The 21,605-nt window shown below is 66.9% G+C and carries 24 protein-coding genes; 12 read left to right on the top strand and 12 right to left on the bottom strand.

Features of this window, described 5'->3' with window-relative positions:
• The first annotated feature begins 91 nt into the window (after positions 1-91).
• The gene (sigJ, locus tag QH196_RS13290) at positions 92-988 is read left to right on the top strand and encodes an RNA polymerase sigma factor SigJ (protein WP_280416084.1); all 897 of its coding nucleotides are present in this window, start codon (positions 92-94) and stop codon (positions 986-988) included.
• Positions 989-1,048: 60 nt separating this feature from the next.
• Here sigJ and QH196_RS13285 read toward each other — a convergent pair whose 3' ends face one another.
• The 3 genes from QH196_RS13285 to QH196_RS13275 all read right to left on the bottom strand — a co-directional run bounded on the left by QH196_RS13285 (position 1,049) and on the right by QH196_RS13275 (position 2,670).
• Positions 1,049-1,552, bottom strand: a complete 504-nt coding sequence (locus QH196_RS13285; RefSeq protein ID WP_280416083.1) for an allene oxide cyclase barrel-like domain-containing protein — start codon at positions 1,550-1,552, stop codon at positions 1,049-1,051.
• 345 nt (positions 1,553-1,897) lie between these two features.
• Positions 1,898-2,365: a YybH family protein gene (locus QH196_RS13280; protein ID WP_280416082.1), complete on the bottom strand. Its 468-nt coding sequence runs from the start codon at positions 2,363-2,365 to the stop codon at positions 1,898-1,900.
• Positions 2,366-2,397: 32 nt separating this feature from the next.
• Positions 2,398-2,670 carry a hypothetical protein gene (locus QH196_RS13275; protein ID WP_280416081.1) on the bottom strand — a complete coding sequence of 91 codons (273 nt, stop codon included), beginning with the start codon at positions 2,668-2,670 and terminating at the stop codon, positions 2,398-2,400.
• 144 nt (positions 2,671-2,814) lie between these two features.
• On the opposite strand from QH196_RS13275, the gene QH196_RS13270 reads away from it, so the two are divergent.
• Positions 2,815-3,606, top strand: coding sequence for an alpha/beta fold hydrolase (locus QH196_RS13270; RefSeq protein ID WP_280416080.1), 792 nt, complete (start codon positions 2,815-2,817; stop codon positions 3,604-3,606).
• Positions 3,607-3,654: 48 nt separating this feature from the next.
• Here QH196_RS13270 and QH196_RS13265 read toward each other — a convergent pair whose 3' ends face one another.
• Positions 3,655-5,046, bottom strand: coding sequence for a lipase family protein (locus QH196_RS13265; RefSeq protein WP_280416079.1), 1,392 nt, complete (start codon positions 5,044-5,046; stop codon positions 3,655-3,657).
• Positions 5,047-5,325: 279 nt separating this feature from the next.
• Here QH196_RS13265 and QH196_RS13260 point away from each other — a divergent pair, with 279 nt between their 5' ends.
• On the top strand, positions 5,326-6,660 hold the full coding sequence (locus QH196_RS13260) for a lipase family protein (protein ID WP_280416078.1): 1,335 nt from the start codon (positions 5,326-5,328) through the stop codon (positions 6,658-6,660).
• Between the two features lie 58 nt (positions 6,661-6,718).
• Positions 6,719-7,117 (top strand): NUDIX hydrolase, encoded by a 399-nt coding sequence (locus tag QH196_RS13255; RefSeq protein ID WP_280416077.1) that lies wholly within the window; start codon positions 6,719-6,721, stop codon positions 7,115-7,117.
• Positions 7,118-7,162: 45 nt separating this feature from the next.
• Here the strand turns inward: QH196_RS13255 and QH196_RS13250 are convergent, their stop codons facing one another.
• Together QH196_RS13250 and mca are read right to left on the bottom strand one after the other, a co-directional pair.
• Complete coding sequence (locus QH196_RS13250) at positions 7,163-7,465, bottom strand: hypothetical protein (RefSeq protein ID WP_280416076.1); 303 nt, start codon at positions 7,463-7,465, stop codon at positions 7,163-7,165.
• The gene (gene mca / locus QH196_RS13245) at positions 7,465-8,331 is read right to left on the bottom strand and encodes a mycothiol conjugate amidase Mca (RefSeq protein WP_280416089.1); all 867 of its coding nucleotides are present in this window, start codon (positions 8,329-8,331) and stop codon (positions 7,465-7,467) included. Before mca ends, QH196_RS13250 begins: the two co-directional genes overlap by 1 nt.
• Positions 8,332-8,593: 262 nt before the next feature.
• On the opposite strand from mca, the gene QH196_RS13240 reads away from it, so the two are divergent.
• Together QH196_RS13240 and greA are read left to right on the top strand one after the other, a co-directional pair.
• A complete protein-coding gene (locus tag QH196_RS13240) occupies positions 8,594-8,956 on the top strand; it encodes a DUF4307 domain-containing protein (RefSeq protein WP_432278152.1) in 363 nt (120 codons plus the stop codon).
• Between the two features lie 295 nt (positions 8,957-9,251).
• Positions 9,252-9,746, top strand: coding sequence for a transcription elongation factor GreA (gene greA, locus QH196_RS13235; RefSeq protein WP_062973789.1), 495 nt, complete (start codon positions 9,252-9,254; stop codon positions 9,744-9,746).
• Positions 9,747-9,913: 167 nt separating this feature from the next.
• On the opposite strand, the gene QH196_RS13230 is transcribed toward greA, so the two are convergent.
• On the bottom strand, positions 9,914-11,059 hold the full coding sequence (locus QH196_RS13230) for a cystathionine gamma-synthase (protein ID WP_280416074.1): 1,146 nt from the start codon (positions 11,057-11,059) through the stop codon (positions 9,914-9,916).
• A 415-nt stretch (positions 11,060-11,474) separates the two neighbouring features.
• On the opposite strand from QH196_RS13230, the gene QH196_RS13225 reads away from it, so the two are divergent.
• Together QH196_RS13225 and QH196_RS13220 are read left to right on the top strand one after the other, a co-directional pair.
• Positions 11,475-11,990, top strand: coding sequence for a DUF4254 domain-containing protein (locus tag QH196_RS13225; protein WP_280416073.1), 516 nt, complete (start codon positions 11,475-11,477; stop codon positions 11,988-11,990).
• A gap of 79 nt (positions 11,991-12,069) precedes the next feature.
• Positions 12,070-12,429 carry a DUF6401 family natural product biosynthesis protein gene (locus QH196_RS13220; protein ID WP_280416072.1) on the top strand — a complete coding sequence of 120 codons (360 nt, stop codon included), beginning with the start codon at positions 12,070-12,072 and terminating at the stop codon, positions 12,427-12,429.
• Positions 12,430-12,761: 332 nt separating this feature from the next.
• Here QH196_RS13220 and QH196_RS13215 read toward each other — a convergent pair whose 3' ends face one another.
• Both QH196_RS13215 and QH196_RS13210 read right to left on the bottom strand, forming a co-directional pair.
• Positions 12,762-13,724, bottom strand: a complete 963-nt coding sequence (locus QH196_RS13215; RefSeq protein ID WP_280416071.1) for a mechanosensitive ion channel family protein — start codon at positions 13,722-13,724, stop codon at positions 12,762-12,764.
• Between the two features lie 106 nt (positions 13,725-13,830).
• Entirely contained in the window at positions 13,831-15,222 is a 1,392-nt protein-coding gene (locus QH196_RS13210) for a cystathionine beta-synthase (RefSeq protein ID WP_280416070.1), read from the bottom strand.
• A 115-nt stretch (positions 15,223-15,337) separates the two neighbouring features.
• Between QH196_RS13210 and QH196_RS13205 the strand changes: the two genes are divergently transcribed.
• The 3 genes from QH196_RS13205 to QH196_RS13195 all read left to right on the top strand — a co-directional run bounded on the left by QH196_RS13205 (position 15,338) and on the right by QH196_RS13195 (position 18,271).
• Positions 15,338-15,796, top strand: coding sequence for a hypothetical protein (locus QH196_RS13205; RefSeq protein ID WP_280416069.1), 459 nt, complete (start codon positions 15,338-15,340; stop codon positions 15,794-15,796).
• Positions 15,797-16,101: 305 nt separating this feature from the next.
• The gene (locus QH196_RS13200; RefSeq protein ID WP_280416068.1) at positions 16,102-16,974 is read left to right on the top strand and encodes an SGNH/GDSL hydrolase family protein; all 873 of its coding nucleotides are present in this window, start codon (positions 16,102-16,104) and stop codon (positions 16,972-16,974) included.
• Between the two features lie 79 nt (positions 16,975-17,053).
• Positions 17,054-18,271 (top strand): acetyl-CoA C-acetyltransferase, encoded by a 1,218-nt coding sequence (locus tag QH196_RS13195; RefSeq protein ID WP_280416067.1) that lies wholly within the window; start codon positions 17,054-17,056, stop codon positions 18,269-18,271.
• A 173-nt stretch (positions 18,272-18,444) separates the two neighbouring features.
• Here the strand turns inward: QH196_RS13195 and QH196_RS13190 are convergent, their stop codons facing one another.
• From QH196_RS13190 to QH196_RS13180, 3 genes are all read right to left on the bottom strand, one after another.
• A complete protein-coding gene (locus tag QH196_RS13190) occupies positions 18,445-18,966 on the bottom strand; it encodes a DinB family protein (RefSeq protein WP_280416066.1) in 522 nt (173 codons plus the stop codon).
• A gap of 132 nt (positions 18,967-19,098) precedes the next feature.
• Positions 19,099-19,389: a hypothetical protein gene (locus QH196_RS13185; RefSeq protein ID WP_280416065.1), complete on the bottom strand. Its 291-nt coding sequence runs from the start codon at positions 19,387-19,389 to the stop codon at positions 19,099-19,101.
• Between the two features lie 1,165 nt (positions 19,390-20,554).
• Positions 20,555-21,100 carry a Fic/DOC family N-terminal domain-containing protein gene (locus QH196_RS13180; RefSeq protein ID WP_280416088.1) on the bottom strand — a complete coding sequence of 182 codons (546 nt, stop codon included), beginning with the start codon at positions 21,098-21,100 and terminating at the stop codon, positions 20,555-20,557.
• Between the two features lie 66 nt (positions 21,101-21,166).
• Between QH196_RS13180 and QH196_RS13175 the strand changes: the two genes are divergently transcribed.
• Positions 21,167-21,502: a hypothetical protein gene (locus QH196_RS13175; protein WP_280416064.1), complete on the top strand. Its 336-nt coding sequence runs from the start codon at positions 21,167-21,169 to the stop codon at positions 21,500-21,502.
• The last annotated feature ends 103 nt before the right edge of the window (positions 21,503-21,605 follow it).

Genomic DNA, 21,605 nt, shown 5'->3' with positions numbered 1-21,605 from the left:
AACGGAACAGCCGTTCCGATTGTGCGGCCGCGTGACGTTCGGGATCGTTGATTCGTCGAATGGATGAGGCCATCGACCGAAGGAGCCGGATGTGGGCGACCCACAATCAGCCGCGGTGATCGCAGAGCGGCGGAAACTGATCAACCTCGCCTACCGGTTACTCGGCTCGCTGGCCGAGGCCGAGGATGTGGTGCAGGAAACCTACGCACGCTGGTACACGCTCACCGAGCAGCAGCGTAACGAGGTGGTGACGCCGGGAGCCTGGATGACCCGGGTCGCCGGCCGAATCTGCCTGGACCAGCTCCGCTCGGCACGCGTCCGGCGCGAACGCTATGTCGGGGAATGGATTCCGGAACCGATACCGGACCGGTCCGAATGGCTCGACGGTTCGGTCCCTGAGGATCCGGCCGACCGGATCACCCTCGACGAGTCGATCAGTATGGCCTTTCTCGTCGTACTGGACGCCATGACTCCCGCCGAACGAGTGGCATTCGTCCTGCACGATGTCTTCCGCTACTCGTTCACCGAGGTCGCCGAGATCGTCGGACGCACCCCCGCGGCCTGCCGGCAACTCGCCTGGAATGCCCGCCGCCGCCTCGATACCGTGCGGCAGGGTCCATCGGGCACCGAGCATGCCGAGGTGGTCCGGAAATTCAAAAGGGCATGGCAGGCACGGGATCTCGCGGCGCTGATCGGCCTGCTCGATCCGGCGGCCGTCGCGACTGCCGACAGCGGCGGACTGGCACCGGCCTTCCGGGACCCGATCCACGGCGGCGAGCAGATCGCCCGGGCCTGGGCACGCATCCCGCACGTCTCCTCGGGAACGCTGCTGGAGCGCACTGTGAACGGCCGGCCCGGCCTGGTTGCGGTACTCGACGACGCGATTGTCTCGGTGCACGCCTTCGATATCGTCGCGGGCCGGATCACCCGTATCTGGGCGATCCGGAATCCGGAGAAACTGCGCCTTTGGCGGTCGTCGGCCACGTGACGTGTTCCGCCACCGGTCCATGAGTCGCGAACAGAACAGCCCGCGCCACGCCGCAGCTCGTCATTCCTCGGGGAGAACGACCTCGGCACGCATCCGTTCATCCGGAGTATTGATATCCCAGAACCGCGCGGTACCGGTCGCGTTCCGATAGGCGCCGGTACCGCCGGTAATCGCCAGATCGAGCGGACTCGTCCCCTGCACCCATACCGCCTGCATGGTCAACGACCCCCGCTCGAGCTGCGCCGTAAGCACACACTGCATAGTGATCTCGGCGCCCTCGATATGGATGGTCTGACATGAACCACCACCATCCCCGATCCGACGACCATCCTGTCGGATGCTGCCCGAGTAGACGGCCATATCACCGAGACCGGGCCCCGGCTCGCCGAGATCCGGAAACGCGAGCTGATCGGTCAGCGCGGCTGCTTCGATGATCTCGACGCGTGGGGTGGGACCGCCCGCACCGTCGTCGTCCGCGCCGCATGCGGTGAGCACCGCACCGATGAGCAGAACGCCGGCCACAGCCGCCGCCTTCGTCCCGATCGACGCCTTCGCGTGAGACATGATCTTCTCCTCCTGCTCGGGGACTCCCGATATGCCTGATCTGCGCGGCGTCGCGACGTCCCGGTTGACCTACGATTCGGCAGTCGCCGGATCATCGGGTCCGGACCGCCTCACCACCATGACGACATGACGCGGTGAAAAGTCAGATATCGCAGGTACTTCGGGTTTCGCTTCGACCCGCGCCACCGGCCGGTCCATCACCCGGACGGGCTATGGGCTGCTGGGCATCCATATCCGCCGTGGCTCCGGCAGGCTGCACCGGGCTCGCCCCCGTCGGCTTCCTGGTCCGGCTCCGGCTGTCGGGCTCGGAGGTTTCGGTGGATTCGTCGGCGGACGGCAATCCGGTCACGGTTCGAGGTCGACCACACCTTTGCCGCTCGGCATATCGAGTGGCACCGAGACCTGGTCGTGCGCGATCAACCAGGTGCCGTCGATCTTCCGCATGCCATAGGTAACCCGCACCCAGATCCCGGTCGTCGCGGTCCCGTCGGTCAATATGCCGCGCAGACGCGCGAAGGCGTGCCCGAACGCCACATCGTCGCCGATACTGAAGGACAGGTCGCGAACCTCATAGACAACGGTCTCGAAGACCTGAAAAACTCTCGCCCAGTTCTCGAGTTTTGCCGATATTCCGACATGCTGGAGTGGCGGCTCGATGTCGAAGGACACGACGTCGGTGGTGTACAGCTGCTTCAGGGCTACGAGATCCTTGGCTCGCAGCGCTTCGATGGCGTTGTCGATCCGGCGGCGGAGCTCGGCGTCATCCGCCTGGATTCGATCGGCGCGGGACCTGGAGTTGTCGGATACGGCCATATCGGAAATCTCCTGCTGCTCGACTGAACGTGCTACCTCTTGTGACGACACAGCCGTCCGGATTGTGAGGCCGCCGGACGGATCGGGGCCACGGAGCGGGCGGCGGTGACGACGACGTCGTCGTTCCACGGAGTCACTTCGGCCGCGAGCAGCTCCATCAGTGCGTTGAGGTCGCCGCCGGGACAGGCCGCTATGAACTTCTCGGTGTTCTCCTTGCGTGTGCCGTCGTCGACGTCGAAGCGGGGGCGTCCGCGCATCACTCGGAGGCCCCGAGTGATACCGGCCGCGACCGGCCACTGTCCCATCTCGGTAGTCCTGAGACAACCGTCGCCGGACTGTTGCGATTCCCGGGAACCCGGCCACCCACCCCATACCCGACGCCACGCGCTTCAGGACAGCGTTGGTCAATTTAGGTTGACAAGCCAGTGCTGTCAACTTAAATTGACGTCATGGTGGATAGAGAGCCCACGAAAGCCGCAACACCGAGAATGATCGATACGGGGCATCACCTGCTGCGCACCAGGATTCGCGGCAGCGGTCCAACCGTGATCCTGGAATGCGGCGGCGCCGGAGAGGGTGTGGAAGGCTGGGGCGAGGAACTCGAAGCCGCGCTGGCCGCGCGGGCGACCGTGGTCACCTACGACCGCGCCGGGGTGGGCGGATCGACCGGAACGCAGGCACGCACGGTCACGGAGATGGCCGAAGATCTACATCGGCTCACCGCCGGCCTGGACGCGGAACTACCCGCGGTATTCGTGGGCTGGTCCTACGGGGGGCTCGTCACTCAGATGTATGCCCTGCGCCACCCCGAGAGTGTGGCGGGCCTGGTCTTCGTGGACCCGACCGCGACGCGGGAGCCACCGGGCTCGATCCTCGCGCGAAAGGCCTCTTTCGCGCTTGTCCCGCTCCTGTTGCGGCTCAGCGCGCCGTTCACCGGGAAGAACGCGCGGTCACTGCGCAGCTTGGCGACAACACTGGACGGTATGCAGAACGCCGTACACGAGGTAGCGGAAGCACGCCGGCACAGCAACTTTCCCGAGGTACCGCTACGCGTCGTCACCGCCGGTAAGCGCCCCAGGATGCCGGCGGCACAGCTGGCACACCTCGACGCCGATCACCGGGCCCTGGCCGGGCAGTCACCGTACGGCCGAATATCGGTCGCCGAGCACGCCGGTCACCGAATTCCGATCGACCAACCCACTGCCATCGTCGAAGCGGTCGACGCCGTCCTCGGACGTTGAGAACCGGCCGAGCCGGGTAGTCGTAGTCGTCGTAGTTGTAGTCGTCCCTTACCCGCATTCGTCGGGGGCGGGTTCGCCGCGTAGCCGGGCGTCGAGCCAGGCGAAGGAACCGGGGAAGCCGGTGCCGAGGCCGGTCACGTGCTCCCCGGGTTCGCTACGGAACACCGCGGGAACGCCACGTGCGCACTGCTGCCGGTAGAGCTCCCGAGCTCCTTCGATGGGGATCCACAGATCATGCGCCGCGTGGTAGATGTACAACGGCGCCCCCGAGGTATGGCTGCTCAGGTCCGTGCGCGCGAAGATCTCTTCGGCGATATCGCTGTCGAGCGGGTTGGCGATGTTCGCGGCCACGTCGATCGGAATGCCGACCACGCCCATCGGGCCGGCGACTTCCCCGCAGGCGTTCTTGATGGGAGAGGTCGCCGCCCACTGCGCCAGATTGTTCAGGTGCCCGAGGATTTCGGGGTGTTCACGGGCCATCGCGAGCACGACGACCAGGAGGACCCCGGAAGCGAAATTGCCGTTGAATCGGTCGGCGATATCGCGGTTGTCGGTGACGAGCCCGCCGGTGCTCACACCGACGACGACGTCGGTCAGGTCCGGCGCGTATTCGTCGAGCAGCATGGCCGTGGCGTATGAGGCGATGCCGCCGCCGGAGTATCCGCCGACGGCGACACGGCTGTCGGCGAATTCATCACCCGGTAGCGCCCGGACGGCGCGAATCCCGTCGAGGATGACCTGTCCGGCGACATTGGGTTCCGCGTAGGCCATCCACGGCCCTTCGTGATCGGGGACCAGGACCGCGTAGCCCCGGCTCAGGGCCGTGGCGGCGGTCGGCGGAAATGCATCGGTGGCGCTGCTTCCACTCACGTTACCGCCGCTGAGCAGGCCGTGCGCCAGCACGTAGCCGGGTGTGCAGCGCTTGCCCAGAGAGTTGATCGGCCGGGCGTCGACCAGGACGGGCCGGGTGCCGGGTCCGGTCCATGCGGTGGGTGGGGTCACCAGGGTTGCCGTGCCGTAGGAGGGTTCGCCGGTCGCGGAGGTCGAACGGTATTTCAGCAACTGGGCGCGGCCGACGGGCGCGCCGATCACCTCGCCTGCCGTGGCGGTGACATCGCGCTGCTCGAGGATATCGCCGGGACTCGAATCAGCCAGGTCCTCCGGCCAGGTATCGAAGATCGAATCGCCGGTCGGCGAGGACTGCACCGCGCGCCACAACGCCGCGAGTTCGGGGGACATATCGGCGTGCGGCGGCGCGGCGGCCGGCGGTATGGGCGGTGCGGGTATCACGTCATCGATCTGCTCCTGCAGCTCGGACGGTGTCGCCGGCTCGGCAGCGGCAAAATGCTGTCCGGTCAGCAGCAGGCAACCGATCGTGCTCGTGATCATCAGCATGCGTAACGACCGCCCGCGAGAGAGCCGCGCATGTCGATTGTTCATTGCACATCCTTCAGCGATCGGTGAACAGGTCCGCGACAACAGGCATTCCGGGCTGCCTTGTTGATCGATGCCGACTCGTCGCCGAACGCTGTGACGCATGTGCGTTTCGAGCAGCGCAGCCATTCTACTGATCTTGATCCGGTCGACACCGTGGCGAAAACCACAGGCTCCATGAATGATTCACTGTGAGATTGCACCGATTTCGCGCCTCGGTTTGTGGCTCATCGGAGGCGGCTGCCGATACTGGTGCGAGTGTGGTGAACAGAGGGTGAGGTACGCGTGAAGTCGCTTCTGGCGATCATGGTTACGGCGCTTGTCGGTTGTGCGTCACTGGGCGGGCATGCCCACGCGGATCCATCGACCGAGCCGGTGGGGCCGAATCCGTCTCCTATGCAGGAGTGGATCGACAACACGATCCCGGCTCCACCACAATTCACAGGTAGCGACCCCGGCGAAGCGCTGTGGCGCGGGGTGCTGCCGTCGGCGGTCGACGACCCGATCTTCGACACCTGGCCCGCCGATCTCGCCGAGCTGCCGCCCGGCCGGATCATCGAAACGCGCGACATCACGGCAACTGCCGCCCTGCGCATGGCCACCCCCATCGCGCGGGCCACATTGTTGAAGTTCCGGTCCACCTCCGCCACGGGCGGTCCATCCTTCGGAACCGCGACGTTGATCGTGCCGGCGGCCGAATGGACCGGCCCCGGGCCGCGCCCGGTGGAGGTGAACGCGATGCCGATCAATTCGCTCGGCACGCACTGCACCCCCGGCTTCCAGCTGTCCCACGACCTCCTGGATCGGCCCAACGGCGATTTCCCGGTCTTCCTGCCGTCGGTGTGGTGGGCGCTGAACAAGGGATACGCGGTCCTCATGCCGGACCACGAGGGCCCGTTGATGGCCTACGCCGAACCCAATATCGCCGGACACGTGATGCTCGATTCGATTCGCGCTGTCCGCGCCCACGAACCGGCGGAATTCGGTGACAGCCGCTACGTGGCCGTGGGCTATTCCGGTGGCGCGATCGCCGCCTACGCGACGGCGATGCTGCTCGACGAGTACGCACCGGAACTGGCGGATTCGCTGGTGGGCGCGGCGGCAGGTGGTCTGGTGACCGACAATGCGAACGTCGCCCACCAGTTCAACGGCAATATCTCGTCCGGGATCCTTCTGACAGTGGCACTGGCCGTCTCGCGGGAACGTCCCGAAATCCTGCGGCATATGAACCATCTCGGACAATGGGTCGCGTCCTCACCGCTGCGTGATATCTGCGGCGACACCTCCGGACCCCTCGGTGTGGTCGGCATCCCGATCGATGTCGCGGCGAATACCGCGCATGCCCTCGACACCCCGTTCGCCACGAAAATATTCGAGCAACTGGACCTGACAGACCGGACATCACCCGTACCGCTGTTCATCTACCACGGGTTACACGATCCGTGGATCCCGCTCGCCGACGCCGAGCGCATGTATCGCCAGCAGTGCGACCGCGGTGTTCCCGGCGTCTTCCGGGTTGTCGGCGGCGAACACTTGCTCGGCTATGTCAGCGGTTATCCCGAACTCAGCGGCTGGATCGACGCCCGCCTCCGTGGCGACCCCGCGCCGAACGAATGCTGACCCCGGGCGGCCCGACCCGTAACCGGGTGACACCTGTGTGGTCTTCTACTGTGCATCTGTGATCAGAACTGCCGCGCTGGCCCATCTTCGTGACCGTCGACTGATCCAGACCCGTTCGGTCGGAAAGTCCGTTTTCTACATGGCGGGCGGCAAGATCGATGCCGGGGAGACAGCGCTGCAGGCGCTGCACCGGGAGATCCGGGAGGAGCTGGGGGTCGGGGTCTCCGAGGTCAGCGAACTGGGGGTTTTCCGGGCAGAGGCGTACGGCCACGCGAGCGGAACCCAGTTGCACATGACCTGTTTTCTCGCCGAGGTCACCGACGAGCCGAAACCCACCGGGGAGATCGCGGAATTCCGGTATTTCACCGGTGGCGAGTACGCGGCCATGCCCGAGGTCGCGCCGGGGTCACTGATGGTGTTCCGGCACCTGCACCGGCTCGGACTGCTCGATTGGTAGCCGAGCCCCGAGCCGGCGTGAATCCACCGGCTCGGGCCGAGACAGCTAGGAAGACCGCTCGGAATCGTTTGCGGCACCGTTCGACGACTCTTCGGTCCGGCGGGCCGCGCCGGGGTCGGTGCCCTCGTCGGCCGCCTGATCCGGTTCGGGATGTTCGGGTTCGAAAGTTTCCGGCAGGTTCTTCAGATGTTTGTTCATCGACCGGACCAGCAGGAACGTCCCGGCAAGCAGGATCAGCACGACCGCCAGGCCGAGCGGGGAGGCCTTACCGAACTCCGGGCCGGTCGGGGTGCCCGGGGTCTGTGCCAGCACCCCGGAGGCGAATACGGAGAGTTGCGTCACGATCATCAGCGGTACTCATCGGTGATGCCGGCGAACAGGTCGGTCTCCGGGATATCGGTGCGTACTCGGGTGCGGGCCAATTCGAACTCCTCGGTCGGCCACAACCGCTGCTGCATCTCCAGCGGGATGGCGAAGAAGGCACCGTTGGGATCGATCTGGGTGGCGTGCGCGCGCAGGGCGTCGTCGCGGCGCGGGAAGTATTTACCGCATTCCACCTGGGTGGTCACCCTGGCCATGATGTCACCCCGTTCGACCGCGTACTTGCGGGAGCGGTCCAGCCACTCCTGCATCGGGAACGGTTCACCCATCTTCGCGTACTCCTCGGCGAAAATTTCCATCCGCCGGATGGAGAACCCGTGGTCGTAGTACAGCTTCAACGGCGTCCACGGTTCTCCGGCGTCCGGGAACTTCTCCGGATCACCCGCGGCCTCGTACGCCGCCACCGACACCTCATGACAACGGATGTGGTCGGGGTGCGGGTAACCACCCATCTCGTCGTAGGTGGTGATCACATGAGGTTTGAACTCGCGGACAACCCGGACCAGCGCCTCGGTGGCCACCTCGAGCGGCACCAGGGCGAAGGAATCCTCGGGCAGCGGCGGCAGCGGATCGCCCTCGGGGAGCCCCGAGTCGACGAAACCCAGCCAGGTCTGCCGCACACCCAGGGCGGCGGCCGCGGCCGCCATCTCCTCGCGCCGGATCTCGTTCATCCGTTCCAGCACCCCGGGGGTGTCCATGGCCGGGTTGAGGATGCTGCCGCGTTCACCGCCGGTCAGCGTGACGACGAGGACGTCATTGCCCTCGTCGGCATAGCGGGCGGTGGTGGCACCGCCTTTGCTGGATTCGTCGTCGGGGTGGGCGTGCACCGCCATGAGGCGAAGGCCACTCACTTCTCGTTCACCGTCGCTCTCGGTCGCGGGTGTTCGGACTTCATTACCTATAGTTCCATCCGGACCCATTCTGTTCCGACCTACCCCCCGGGAGCACCTGATAATGACCGAGCCCACGTCCGACCCCGGGCGCACCGACGCGGCGGACCCCGCCGGCGCCTCCCGCGGGGGGACCGGCGCGGGCAGTGACGACCACTACACCGATCGCTACGGCCGGGCGCCGCGCCCGAGACGATGGCGCCGGATGGGCGCGCTGCTCACCGGCGTAGTCGTTCTGGCCGGTATCGGGGTCGCCTATGTGGGCTGGACGAAATTCGGCCCGAAGGACATCGAATCCGAACAGCTCGGCTATTCGGTGCTCGACGATTCCTCGGTGGAACTGCGGATCCGGCTCACCCGGTCCGACCCGTCGGTACCGGTGGTCTGCGTGGTGCGGGCCATGTCCCGAGACCTCACCGAGATCGGCCGCCGCGAGGTCGTGATCGCCCCGTCGGGCGCGGAGCAGACAGTTCAGGTGAGCACCGTTATCGAGACGAGCGAACCGCCCGCCTCGGCCGCGATCTACACCTGCACCGACAACGTGCCCGGGTACCTCGAGACCGAGTGAAATCCGCTCTCACCCTGCAGACCCTCCAGTAAAAACTCTCCGACCTGCATCTTTGTGATTCATGCTAAAATGGCTTCACACACGGTTCCGGGGCACGGAGCCGTGTTTGCTGCATTGGCGGCCGACGCGGTCGATGCCGGGTAGGCGAAAGGGTCCGGCATCAGGCTGTCGGGGTATTCGAACTTCCCGCAGATCGCGATAGCCGTCGGCTGAAGCATGCCTGCCTGCGGGTGGGTCGTGCGGCAGTGATCAGGAATCCCGGCCTGCCGGGGACAACTACTAGGGAGTGATCGAGATGACTGAGACCCAAGTGACCTGGCTTACCCCGGAGTCGCACGACAGGCTCAAGAGCGAACTCGACGCGCTCATCGCCAACCGTCCGGTCATCGCCGCCGAGATCAACGAGCGCCGCGAAGAAGGCGACCTCAAGGAGAACGGCGGCTACCATGCGGCGCGCGAGGAACAGGGCCAGCAGGAAGCCCGGATCCGGCAGCTGCAGGAACTGCTGAACAACGCCAAGGTCGGGGTGGCGCCCACCAAGTCCGGTGTCGCGCTGCCGGGGTCTGTCGTGAAGGTCTACTACGACGGTGACGAAGACGATACCGAGACCTTCCTCATCGCGACCCGCGAGGAAGGCCTGGGCGACGGCGACCTGGAGACCTACTCCCCCAGCTCCCCGCTGGGCGGCGCGTTGATCGACGCGAAGGTCGGCGAAACGCGTGAATACACCCTGCCCAACGGCAACACCATGAAGGTGACGCTGGTCAGCGCCGAGCCCTACCACAGCTGATGTGACGTCCGCGGCGGAGTGCGCCCCGGGGCCCCGCAACCAAAACACCGGGGGGCGCCCGCCCACCGCCCGGGGGTTTGGGCCCGCGGCTCCCCCTAAACCCAACCCCGCGCCCCAACCCCATTCCCGGTTGGGGCCCGCTCGTTCATCTTCGTCTCCCTGCCGGCCTATCGGCTCAGTGCCTGCTCGAGATCGGACAGCAGATCGCTGATGTCCTCGATCCCCACCGAGAGGCGTACCAGATCGGCCGGAACCTCCAGGTCCGAGCCTTCCGTGGAGGCGTGGGTCATGGCGGCGGGATGTTCGATCAGCGATTCCACTCCGCCGAGCGATTCGGCGAGGGTGAACACCTCGGTTTGTGAGCACAGCTTCCGGGCGGCCTCGAGGCCGCCGGCCAGCCGTACCGAGATCATCCCGCCGAACCGCCGCATCTGCTTATCGGCGACGGCATGGCCGGGATGTTCCGGCATCCCGGGGTAGATGACCTTGCTGATGGCCGGATTCCTGGACAGGAACTCGGCGAGGGTTTCGGCGTTATCGCAGTGCCGATCCATCCGCAGCGACAGCGTTTTGGTGCCGCGCAGCGTGAGGAAGGCGTCGAACGGGCTCGGGACCGCGCCCGCACCGTTCTGCAGGAAGGCGAAGGCGGCGTCGAGCTCGGCGTCGTCGGTGATCAGCGCGCCACCGATCACATCGGAATGGCCACCGAGGTACTTGGTGGTCGAATGCACCACCACATCGGCGCCGAGCAGCAGCGGCTGCTGCAGGTACGGGGTCGCGAACGTGTTGTCGACCACCAGTTTGGCGTCGGAGGTGTGCGCGATATCGGCCAGCGCCGGGATATCACCGATATTGAGCAGCGGGTTGGTGGGCGTTTCCACCCAGATCAGCTTCGTTTCCGGCCGGATGGCGGCGCGCATCGCATCGATATCGGCGACGGCGGCCGCCGTATAGCTGATCCCCCAGCCGGTGAAAACCTTGTCGATCAGCCGGAAAGTGCCGCCGTAGGCGTCGTCCGGGATGACGATATGGTCGCCGGGCCGCAGCATCGCCCGCAGCGCACAGTCGGTGGCGGCCATACCGGAGGCGTACGCCCGGCCGTACCGGCCCGATTCGAGGGCGGCCAGGTTGGCCTCCAGCACCGTGCGGGTGGGGTTGCCGGTGCGGGCATATTCGTACCCGTCACGCAGCCCGCCCACGCCGTCCTGGGCGAAGGTGGAGCTGGCGTACACGGGCACATTCACCGCGCCGGTGCGCGGATCGGGATCGTAACCGGCGTGTACAGCCCTGGTGGTGAATCCCAGTTCGCTCATGACCCCACCCTAAACGTCGGGTTCCGGCCCGTTGCACGCCGGTCGGGTCTTGCGGCTGCCCCGGGGACAGTGGACGGAACCCGCAGCTCGGGGGCCTTACAGTGCCGCCGCACCGGGCCGGTGAGCTCCAGGAGCCGGCCGGCGCCGATCCCGTTCCGCCGCAATCCACGCCGCGGCCCGTCGACACCGCGGCCGCCGAGCAAGCCGGAGCCGTTCCCCCGGTCGGCGCACGCCGTCCACATTCGCGGCGAATGCGCTGCCTCACAACGCGTCCCGCCCGAGCGGAGCACATTGTTACCAACCGTCACCCTCGGGCCATCTTCGTGTCACCCGTTTGCCCGGCGGGCAGCGCACGCTGATAGCGCGTCCGAAGCGGGTCGGGAAACGCTGCGGGCGAAGTACACGGAGGTGCGTTATGAATTCGCAGTCGCCCGGACCGGGCAATCGGCGGCCGGCCACCGCAGCCACCCCGAATTCGAGAGGCGCGCGGAATTCGCGTGGCCGCCCGGTCGCCCTGCGATTACCGGATCAGCGCGAGCTCGTCGCCGCGTTCACTGCCGCCGAATACGAACCGGCCGGGCAACCGTTGCTCACCTGGGCGAACACCTTGGCGCATCTGCACCGGCGCCGGCACGGCGATCCACTGTCGACGGCCGGGATCGATTGCCGCCGGGCGGAGGTGGTCGAGTTGATCGACCGCTGGGCCGGCGCTGCGGCCACCGCGGCCCGGCCCCACCGGCTGCGGGCTGATTCACTCGGGACGACGATCGACCGGATGGCTGCGGCACATGTGCACGCGAACCATCTGCTGCACCACTGCGAACGCGTATCCGACGATCGGGTGCACGCGGCGTGGTACCGGCTCGCCCTGCTCGCCGACGAGTGGACCGATCTGGTCACCGGGGCCGAACAGGTACGGCGCCGCAGCTGACCTTTCCACGGGCCCCACCTGCGGAGTTGCGCTGAATATCACAATCGGATAAATGGCGGCGTGTTGTTACGATCGAGCAATGTTCGCCCTGGGTCCCCGTTTGTTCGAAATCTCCGCCCGACGTTTCCTGGAGGGTATCCACCGAACTCACGGGGCCCCGGCACTCGCTGCCGCAGCGGCGCTGCCCGGCCTGTCCGCGGAACTGGATCAGCATGCCGCCGCAGTACGCGACATCCTCGATCTGGGTGTCGATTCGGCCGATCAGGTCCCGGCCACCGTCCTGCTCGCAGGATATATCCGCGGACTGCTGGCCGAGCTGACCGAGCCCATCACCGAGCCCACCGACTGGGCCACCGCTGAATGGCTGCATCTGCGCCTGGCCGGTGCTTACCTGAACAGCAGCTATTGCGTCGCCCCTGCGGCACCGAAGGCATTCTGACCCCTGGTCTTCACTCGCACCGTGGCCCGGATGGTCCACGGTGCCGGGCAGTGGCGCGCTGCCCCGGCGAATTCGCCGAGGTCCCGGCCCCGCCGCCCCCCTTGGACGTCGCCGTCTACCTCGCCGCCGCCGACGCCCGCACGGCCGACGACGCACGGGGCCCCGTGACCGCGCCACGATTTTCCGGGAATCGGATCCGGGCGACCACGTGTGCCCGGTCGGGAGCGGCCGCAGTGTGGAGCACAGCGATCGCACGCCGGGACAGTCCCCTTACAGTCCTCCGCCGTGTACCGGAACGGCACACGGCGGAAGAATCACTGTGACGACGTGGGCTACCGCAGGTGGCGCGGTTCCCCACCGCCGCCGTAGGGCGGCTGACCACCGTAGGGCGGCTGACCGCCGTACTGATTGCCGTACTGCTGCCGGTAATCGTTACCCGGCATCTGCTGCCCGAACTCACCGGTGTCGCCGCGGTATCCGCCCTGTGCGGGCTGCGGCTCATCCCACTGCTCCGGGGTGCGGGACCCAGCTGCCTGTCCACGGACCGGCTGCTGACCGGCCCGCTGCCGGGACGCGTCCTCGCGGCCACGCTGATACGCCTCGGCGTGACCGCGCACCGCGGGCATCTCCTGTTCGAGCCCGCCCAGCCAGTTCTCCCAGCGCTGCTGCATCGGCCGGACCAAACCGCCACCGACACCGACCACCAGGATCCCGCCGAGCGTCGCCAGGACCGCGATCAGGATCGGCGTGGTGACCGCAGTGGCCACACCGATCTGGTTCAGCGCGGCGATGATGCCGATACCCCAGATGAACACCGATGCGATCCGCCCGATCATCGGACCGTAACTGAGACCACCCAGTGCATTGCTCACCAGATCGCTCACCGCGTGCGCGATGGCACCCGCGATGCAGACGATCAGGATCGCGACGAACAGCCTGGGCAGCCAACTCACGATTCCGTCGATCACATCGCTCACCGGATTCGGCCCGAACACGCCGAAGCCGATTTGCAGGGCGATCAGCAGGATCGCGTAGTACACCACTTTCGCCAGCAGATCCGAGGCGTCGTATTTGCTGCGCGCAAGCATCCGTTTGATCCCACCGCGCTCGACCAGACGATCGAAACCAACCCGCTCCAGCACCTTGTCGACGATCGTCGCGACAACTTTGGCGATGATCCAGCCGATCAGCAGGATGACCAGGAAGCCGGCGAGCTTGGGTACGAAGGTCGCGATCGAACTCCACGCGTCAGAGAAACCCTGCTGGAAATCGATTGCCAAACTCGAGGTTCGCACAAGCCCTTCCCTTCGCTCTCCGAACGAACGTGGCATTTGCCACGATCGGTACCGGACTGGTTATACCCCGGGAGAGCTGCTCGAACCTCGGATTGCGGAATAATTGCTAGTGCACGGTGCGCCCGGTGCTGACAAAGCCCAGTAGATCGTGGCGAGTGATCACACCGACCGGTTTACCGTCCTCGACGACCATGAGCGCATCGGTATCCGACAGCGCCTTGGTGGCCGCCGAAATCGGTTCACCGGACCCGATCAGCGGGAACGAGGGGCTCATATGCTGGGCCACCGAATCGGTGAGCTGCGCGCGACCGGAGAACACGGCCGAGAGCAGATCCCGCTCGGATACGCTGCCGGCCACCTCACCCGCCATCACCGGCGGTTCGGCGCCGACGACCGGCATCTGCGATACCCCGTACTCGCGCAGGATCTCGATGGCGTCGCGCAGCGTCTCCGAGGGATGGGTGTGCACCAGATCGGGCAGTTCGCCGGACTTACCGCGCAGGACATCGCCGACCAGGGTTTCGGCGGTGGACCCGTCGAGCGGGGTGCGCAGGAACCCGTAGGAGCTCATCCACCGGTCGTTGAAGATCTTCGACATATAGCCGCGGCCACCGTCGGGCAGCAGCACCACCACGACGGCGTCCGGATCGCGCCGGGCGACCTCGAGCGCCGCCACCACGGCCATCCCGCACGAACCGCCGACGAGTAGGCCCTCTTCCCGGGCGAGGCGGCGGGTCATATCGAACGAGTCCGCATCGGAAACCGCGATGATCTCGTCCGGGATCGCCGGATCGTAGGCCGACGGCCAGAAATCCTCGCCTACACCCTCCACCAGATACGGCCGGCCGGTACCGCCGGAATACACCGAGCCCTCCGGATCGGCACCGATGACCTTCACCTTCCCGCCCGACACCTCTTTGAGGTAGCGGCCGGCGCCGGTGATGGTGCCGCCGGTGCCGACACCCGCGACGAAATGGGTCACCGTGCCCTCGGTATCGCGCCAGATCTCCGGGCCGGTGGTCTCGTAGTGGCTGTCCGGGCCGTTCGGGTTGGAGTACTGATCCGGTTTCCAGGCGCCCTCGATCTCGCGGGTCAACCTGTCGGAGACGCTGTAGTAGCTGTCCGGGTGCTCCGGCGGCACCGCCGTCGGGCACACCACCACTTCGGCGCCGTAGGCCCGCAGCACATTGCGCTTGTCCTCGCTGACCTTGTCCGGGCAGACGAATACACAGTGGTAACCGCGCTGCTGAGCCACCAGCGCCAAACCGACACCGGTGTTCCCCGAGGTGGGTTCGACAATGGTCCCGCCGGGCTGCAGGTCGCCCGACTTCTCGGCCGCCTCGATCATCTTCACCGCGATACGGTCCTTGGAGCTACCGCCGGGGTTCAGATACTCGATCTTGGCCGCCACCAGCCCGGCCCCCGCGGGAGCCACCGAGTTCAATCGGACCAGCGGGGTGTTGCCGATGAGGTCCACGACATGATCCGCGATGCGCATACCCCCATCGTTGCAGAGGCGTTGCCGGGGGCCTCGGCGTGGTCCGCCACTCCCGCCGCGTCCACCGCCCGCAAATCCGGCGGCACCACGCCCGAGCATCTAGGATCCGGTACCTATGAGGCTGCCGAAGCTCGCGCGCGCCACCGTTTTTCTGGCCGGATCGGCGATTGCGCTGATCGCGGCCGCAGCACCGGCCGGCGCCGCGACCCACTCCTTCCCCGATGTCCCCACCCTGGCCTACGGCGGGCTATGCGGAACCAGCATCCGCACCTGGGCCGACACCGGCCCGCAATGGCCGGGCCGGGCAGTGATCAACGTCCGCGCCAACCCGGTCGTCGGCGTGGGCTCCGGTATCCACCCCTTCGCCCCACTGTGCGAAGTGATGACCACGGTGTCCTGGCGCAATCTCGACACCGGCGCCACCGGTAGCTACGTCAACAATGTGGTGACCGGTATCTACGGCAGCATCCAGTACTCCCTGTTCCAGGACACCGGGCCTGGACGTGTGGAGGTCACCGTGACCACCAACCACGCGAGCATCCCCGCCCACGGCAGCTTCGTCGTACCTGCGTAGCGCCGGCCCCCGCCTGCTGAGGAATTTCGGGCGCCCGGACCATCACATTGTCGGTTACTTCATCACTTTCTTTCTCACTCGAGAAAGAAAGTGATGAAGAACGTGTGAGTAAGAACGATAAAGAACGGCACGTGAGTCCTTGACGACTTCGGCGGCGGCCGGGTCGATGACATCTCCCGGCGGCCGGCCGTTCTTACAGCGCCAGTAACAGCCGGACCTCAGTGCACGCTCGGATGCGGGTGGGCGGATAGTGCAGCAGTTCGCTCACCCGCACGCGGACCGGTGCGCGAATATAATCGCCGCACATGGGCGAGACTCGGATCGGATGGCGGACGGCCGCGGTGGCCGGGGCCGCGACGGTGGCGCTCGGTTCGGGAGCGGGCACCGCGTCCTGGGCGGCCTACCGGTTACTCACCACGCAGGCAGGTGCCGCCCGGGGCATGATCGGCCGCGATACCTCCAAGCCGCCCGAAGCCGACGGGATCTACGCACCGGACGGGCACGAACCCTGGCGCACCGGCAAGTACGCCGACTTGCACCTGATGATCTTCGGCGACTCGACCGCAGCCGGTCTGGGCTGCCGGACCGCCGCCGAAGTCCCCGGGGTCCGGCTGGCACACGGCCTGGCCGAGGCGACCGGGCGGCGGATCCGGCTGAGCACCAAGGCGATATCCGGCGCCACGTCCAAAGGACTGGCCGGGCAGGTGGACGCGATGTTCGTGGCCGGGCCGCCACCGGACGCCGCGGTGATCCTGGTCGGCGCCAACGACGTCACCAAGAAACATTCCATCGGCCGCTCCGCGCGACGGCTCGGCGCGGCGGTGAGCCGGTTACACGGCGCGGGCAGCATCGTGGTGGTCGGCACCTGCCCGGACCTGGGCAGCGTCGCCGCCATTCCGGAACCACTGCGCACTGTGGTGCAACGGTGGAGTGTGCAACTGGCCCGCGCGCAGGCGGCGGCGACCCGGGCGGCCGGCGGGCGCATCGTGGCGATGGGCGACCTGTTGAGCAAGGATTTCCGGGCCGCGCCCGAACAATTGTTCTCGGCCGACGGCTTCCACCCCTCGGCCGCGGGCTACGCGCTGGCCGCCGACCATCTGCTACCGGAACTGCTGGTCGCGCTCGGTCAGCGGGATATGGCCACGGCGGATATTTCCCCACGGGCCCCCGCGACGTAGATTCGAAGGGATCGTACCCCGCGAGTGTGCGTGATCGGGCAGTTTCGGATCGCGCACACTCCTCGACTAAGGAGTCCTCATGCCAGAGGCCGTCATCGTTTCCGTTGCTCGCTCTCCCATCGGACGCGCCAACAAGGGGTCGCTGGTGAGCATGCGGCCCGACGACCTCGCCGCACAGATGGTGCGCGCCGCACTGGACAAGGTTCCCGCCCTGTCACCCGCCGATATCGACGACCTGATGCTCGGCTGCGGGCAGCCGGCCGGTGAGGCGGGTTTCAATATCGCCAAAACCGTCGCCACCCAGCTGGGCTACGACTACATGCCCGGCACCACCGTGAACCGGTACTGCTCCTCGTCGCTGCAGACCACCCGCATGGCGTTCCACGCGATCAAGGCCGGTGAGGGTCACGCGTTCATCTCCGCCGGTGTGGAAACCGTGTCGCGATTCCCGAAGGGCACCGCCGACGGCTGGCCCGATACCCACAACCCGCTCTACGCCGCCGCCGAGGAGCGCACCACCACCCGGGCGCAGGGCGGCGCCGGCTGGCAGGACCCGCGCGAAAACGGCGACCTGCCCGATATCTACATCGCCATGGGTCAGACCGCGGAGAACGTCGCCTCGTTCACCGGTATCTCCCGTGAGGATCAGGACCACTGGGGCGTGCGGTCGCAGAACCGCGCCGAGGAAGCCATCAAAGCCGGCTTCTTCGAACGCGAGATCACCCCGGTGACCCTGCCCGACGGCACCGTCGTCTCCACCGACGACGGCCCCCGCCCCGGCACCAGCTACGAGAAGATCTCGCAGCTCAAGCCGGTGTTCCGCCCCGACGGCACGGTGACCGCCGGTAACGCCTGCCCGCTCAACGACGGCGCCGCGGCGCTGGTGGTCATGAGCGATACCAAGGCCAAGGAACTGGGTCTGACCCCGCTGGCCCGCATCGTGTCCACCGGTGTTTCCGGCCTGTCGCCGGAGATCATGGGCCTGGGCCCGATCGAAGCGGTGCGCAAGGCACTGAAGCTGGCCGGTAAGACCATCGGCGATATCGATCTCTACGAGATCAACGAGGCCTTCGCCGTGCAGGTCCTCGGTTCGGCCCGCGAACTGGGCATGGACGAGGACAAACTGAACGTCTCCGGCGGCGCCATCGCCCTCGGCCACCCGTTCGGCATGACCGGCGCCCGCATCACCGCCACACTGATCAACAACCTGCAGACCCACGATAAGCAGTTCGGTCTGGAGACCATGTGCGTCGGCGGTGGTCAGGGTATGGCGATGATCATCGAACGCCTGAGCTGATTGTGCCGCTTCCGGCGGCGCGGGCCGGGGCCATGTTGATGTATCCATGAGTAAGGCCCGGTACGGAACCTGGTTTCGTACCGGGCCTTACTTGTGCGCCCCAACAGGCCCGGCATCAGTAGCGGAGAACCGTCACCGTCGATCGGCGATGCAGGGAACCCGGCAACCGAATGTCAGCGGAGACCGGCTCGATAGAGATCCCGCAGCAGCGCGATCTCCGCACCGTGGTGCAGCAGCTCCCGCTGCGTGTGGAGCACGATCCCCGCAGTCGACCAGTCGGCGAGCATGCCCGCCGGTCCCGCCGGTTCCGTCAGCCCGGCGACACCGAGACCGGCGACACCGCCGATCCACGCCTCGTAGGCAGTATCGAGCTGCTCGAGCGCCGCCGCCGCTGTCCCGGCGTAGCGGAACGAGGCGAAATCGACGGGCGGGTGGCCGAATCGTTCCAGACCCGCCTCCAGCAGGACGATCACATGCCCGAGCCGCCACGCGATCGTGGTCACGGGAGCCGGCTCCGGCGGCGGTATCGCGAAATCGCAGACGAACCTGCCCTCCGCCGGGCGAACCGACCACATACCCGGCACCGGCTCCCAAAAGTATTCCTCGTCGGTGAGCCCGTCGAGCCGGGCGCGCAATTGCCTCGACCAATGCGTTTCCAGCTGGCCTCGTATTTCCGCGTTCCAGTCCAAGTCCATGACGTACACCCTGTGCATTCCGCCCGGCGCGGACAACCGATTTTCGCCGACTCCGGCCCTTTCCGGGTACACGGTCGGCAGCGAAGAAGCGTGCTCGACTGCGCTCACCCCGTACGACCGAGTCCGGTTCCTTCACGATCCGTTCTCGAGGGCACCGGTCGAAGTCACCAGCTCCGCGATCCAGGTGATCGCCTGCCACACCGGCGCTTCCCGGACCTCCCGTCCAGTCAGATACGGAATCAGCACCACCTCGACGGCGTGGTCGAGTGCGTGCTGGACGGCGATCCGCGCCGTGAGCTCGGGACCAGTGTCCGTATAGACCGTGTGCACCACGCGGAGACCGTGGGCCTGCGCAAGTTCCACGACCTCCCCGCTGTCGCAACTGCTCCGGCAGACCACGACCGCCCGCCGCAGGGTGGTCACCGGCGCGCCTGCGCCGCATACGCCGCCGCCACCCCGTAACGCGGGCAGCGATGCGCGGCATGAACATCCATCACCTGATGGGCGTACGCGTACCCGCGAATCGGCTCCCGCGACAGGTAGCGCGGGGGGTGGGTTGGTCGGCAGGTAGCGCCCGTAATCCGTCCGCGAGCCGGCGCAGCATCGCCGGGTCGTCGGCAACCCATTTCCTACCAACCTGCCAAAGCCGCACTGCCGCAGCCATGGCGAGGTTGTTCGGGGCCCGAACAGGCAGGGCCGGTGTCTCCTTCTGCATAAGAGCACCTCGATGTCGTTGTCGGTAGCTGAATTCGAGGTCAAGGCTGGTAGCGCCCAATCCACCGAAAGGACAAAAACTTTGGCACCATGGGAACAAGGGCCGATGCAGGATGTGATGCCATGAGCACCGAGCAGAAAACCGACGGCGCGGGGCTCGTGTAGCCGAAGAGCGCAAGCTCATCGGCTGGACTCGAGCCCGGTTGGCCACCGAGGCGAATGTTTCGGCATCCCTGGTGAAGGCCGTAGAGCAGGGCGCGCGCCCGCTTCACCCTCGTTCATCTCGGCCTGCGCGCGGGCTTTGAAGGTCGGCGTCACCGCGCTACTGGAACCGTCCTACCCACGGGAGACCCGCAGCGAGCAGGTCGTCCGCGCCGGGCGCAGGGATACTGCGGATGCGCATCTCGCCGAGGCCACCGAGACCGCCGCTCGTATCGGTGTGGACCGTGACGATTACCGGCTGTGCTTCGGCCCGACGAATGTGCGGATCTGGTCCGTGGGCCTCGCCGTAGAAATGCTGGACGGCACCGAGGACGTGAAGCGGTCGGCGAAGGTGCAATTGCCCGCGGGCACCCCGCGTGAGCGCGCCGGCCATCATTACATAGATTTGGTACGCGCGTTTCTGTTGCACGGAGATCGGACGGGCTCGCTCTCGTCGTTGCACACAGCGCGACGAATCGCACCGACCCAAACCCGGTACCACCCGATGGTGCACGAAACCGTGCGTGCGTTGGGCCGCCAGGAAGCACGGTCAACGGAGACACTGCGTGGATTCGCTGCGTGGTGTGGGATCGGAAGAGCACAGGCGACCAGGACGGCGCAACCACTCACTGCCGTATCGGCCTCCCGCTGGGCGAAGCCGGCCGCGTGCCCGCTACAGGCCGGCCGAGCCCAAGGCCTGGGCAACACCGCCGAGGAACTGGGTGATAGCGATATAGCCCGCAGCGAGTGCTACCAAAATGAATTCCATACCCGAAGTGTCGCCAGTGCGCAGCGCCGCGTTATCGCCCCTTACGGACGTGCCGGCCTGCCGCCCGAGTTCGACACGCGCGCGCCACGGTGGCTCCCGATGAATATTCCGGATCCGGCCGGCTTGGCCGGTATCGGCAGATATCCCCTCCACCAAAGTGCCTTGGAGCGACTCGAGCAGCCCCACGGTGAGCGCCCGGCCTTCACCGATCCACCGAAAAGCTTGATCATCGGCGATTACGTAGTTGAACACCTCGCGCATCGCCGCGTCTGCGGGTTGCTCGTCGGTGTCCACTCCGAGAACTTCCTCCAGCGGCGCATAGGTTCCTTCCAGCGCGGAGGTGCTCTGCGCCTCTTGCCGCAGCGTCGGCTGCCGCAGCAGAGCCGGGTTGGGGAGCTGACGCGCCGAGGCGTCGAGCGCGGCGAGCGCACCGCGCCCGCGCCCTGCCAGCGCTGGCGATTGTTTGTGTTGACGGATACTCTTCGGCTACTTCGCAACTCGCTCGAAAGGCGAACAATGATCTCGAAGAAAGTCGCCAGAGCCGTCGTCGTCTCGGCGCTGCCGCTGATTGCCACCACCGTCGTCGCCGGAGGCGCCTCCGCTGCCGCCGGGTCGACGGCCGAAACGCGGGCTACGCCGGTCGCCGGTATTCCGCTGGAGGAGCCGCAGGACGTCACAACCAACCCGGGCGCCCAGTACCCCGATCCGGTGTTGAACGGCGCTGCGCTGGGAGCCGGGATCGGCTCGGCGGTCGGATCGGCCACCGGTTCCGGTGGGCCGGTTCTCGGTGGGCTGATCGGCGCGCTGGTCGGTGCGCTGAATCCCGACGTCGTTCCCCAGGTTCTTCCCTGAACCGACTCGGGCAGCAGCTCCCGTCCAGGTCCCTGACCGAGACGAGCCGCTGCCCACCCCGGCCGCCGGGGGCCCCCCAACCCCCCCCGCCGCCCCGGGCCGG

Source organism: Nocardia carnea (genome assembly GCF_029868325.1).
Lineage (GTDB): Bacteria > Actinomycetota > Actinomycetes > Mycobacteriales > Mycobacteriaceae > Nocardia > Nocardia carnea_C.
The sequence above is the reverse complement of the archived record's forward strand: the minus strand, read 5'-3'. Positions and strand labels throughout refer to the sequence as shown.

Bases quoted from the DNA above. Each gene is read 5' to 3' on its own strand.
- QH196_RS13265 (WP_280416079.1), bottom strand. From the start codon at position 5,046: ATGAACAATCGACATGCGCGGCTCTCTCGCGGGCGGTCGTTACGCATG.
- QH196_RS13285 (WP_280416083.1), bottom strand. From the start codon at position 1,552: ATGTCTCACGCGAAGGCGTCGATCGGGACGAAGGCGGCGGCTGTGGCC.
- QH196_RS13210 (WP_280416070.1), bottom strand. From the start codon at position 15,222: ATGCGCATCGCGGATCATGTCGTGGACCTCATCGGCAACACCCCGCTG.
- QH196_RS13195 (WP_280416067.1), top strand. From the start codon at position 17,054: ATGCCAGAGGCCGTCATCGTTTCCGTTGCTCGCTCTCCCATCGGACGC.
- QH196_RS13280 (WP_280416082.1), bottom strand. From the start codon at position 2,365: ATGGCCGTATCCGACAACTCCAGGTCCCGCGCCGATCGAATCCAGGCG.
- QH196_RS13250 (WP_280416076.1), bottom strand. From the start codon at position 7,465: ATGATCGTGACGCAACTCTCCGTATTCGCCTCCGGGGTGCTGGCACAG.
- greA (WP_062973789.1), top strand. From the start codon at position 9,252: ATGACTGAGACCCAAGTGACCTGGCTTACCCCGGAGTCGCACGACAGG.
- QH196_RS13230 (WP_280416074.1), bottom strand. From the start codon at position 11,059: ATGAGCGAACTGGGATTCACCACCAGGGCTGTACACGCCGGTTACGAT.
- QH196_RS13190 (WP_280416066.1), bottom strand. From the start codon at position 18,966: ATGGACTTGGACTGGAACGCGGAAATACGAGGCCAGCTGGAAACGCAT.
- QH196_RS13240 (WP_432278152.1), top strand. From the start codon at position 8,594: ATGGGCGCGCTGCTCACCGGCGTAGTCGTTCTGGCCGGTATCGGGGTC.
- QH196_RS13275 (WP_280416081.1), bottom strand. From the start codon at position 2,670: ATGGGACAGTGGCCGGTCGCGGCCGGTATCACTCGGGGCCTCCGAGTG.
- QH196_RS13175 (WP_280416064.1), top strand. From the start codon at position 21,167: ATGATCTCGAAGAAAGTCGCCAGAGCCGTCGTCGTCTCGGCGCTGCCG.
- QH196_RS13200 (WP_280416068.1), top strand. From the start codon at position 16,102: ATGGGCGAGACTCGGATCGGATGGCGGACGGCCGCGGTGGCCGGGGCC.
- QH196_RS13205 (WP_280416069.1), top strand. From the start codon at position 15,338: ATGAGGCTGCCGAAGCTCGCGCGCGCCACCGTTTTTCTGGCCGGATCG.
- QH196_RS13270 (WP_280416080.1), top strand. From the start codon at position 2,815: ATGGTGGATAGAGAGCCCACGAAAGCCGCAACACCGAGAATGATCGAT.
- mca (WP_280416089.1), bottom strand. From the start codon at position 8,331: ATGGCGGTGCACGCCCACCCCGACGACGAATCCAGCAAAGGCGGTGCC.
- QH196_RS13225 (WP_280416073.1), top strand. From the start codon at position 11,475: ATGAATTCGCAGTCGCCCGGACCGGGCAATCGGCGGCCGGCCACCGCA.
- QH196_RS13220 (WP_280416072.1), top strand. From the start codon at position 12,070: ATGTTCGCCCTGGGTCCCCGTTTGTTCGAAATCTCCGCCCGACGTTTC.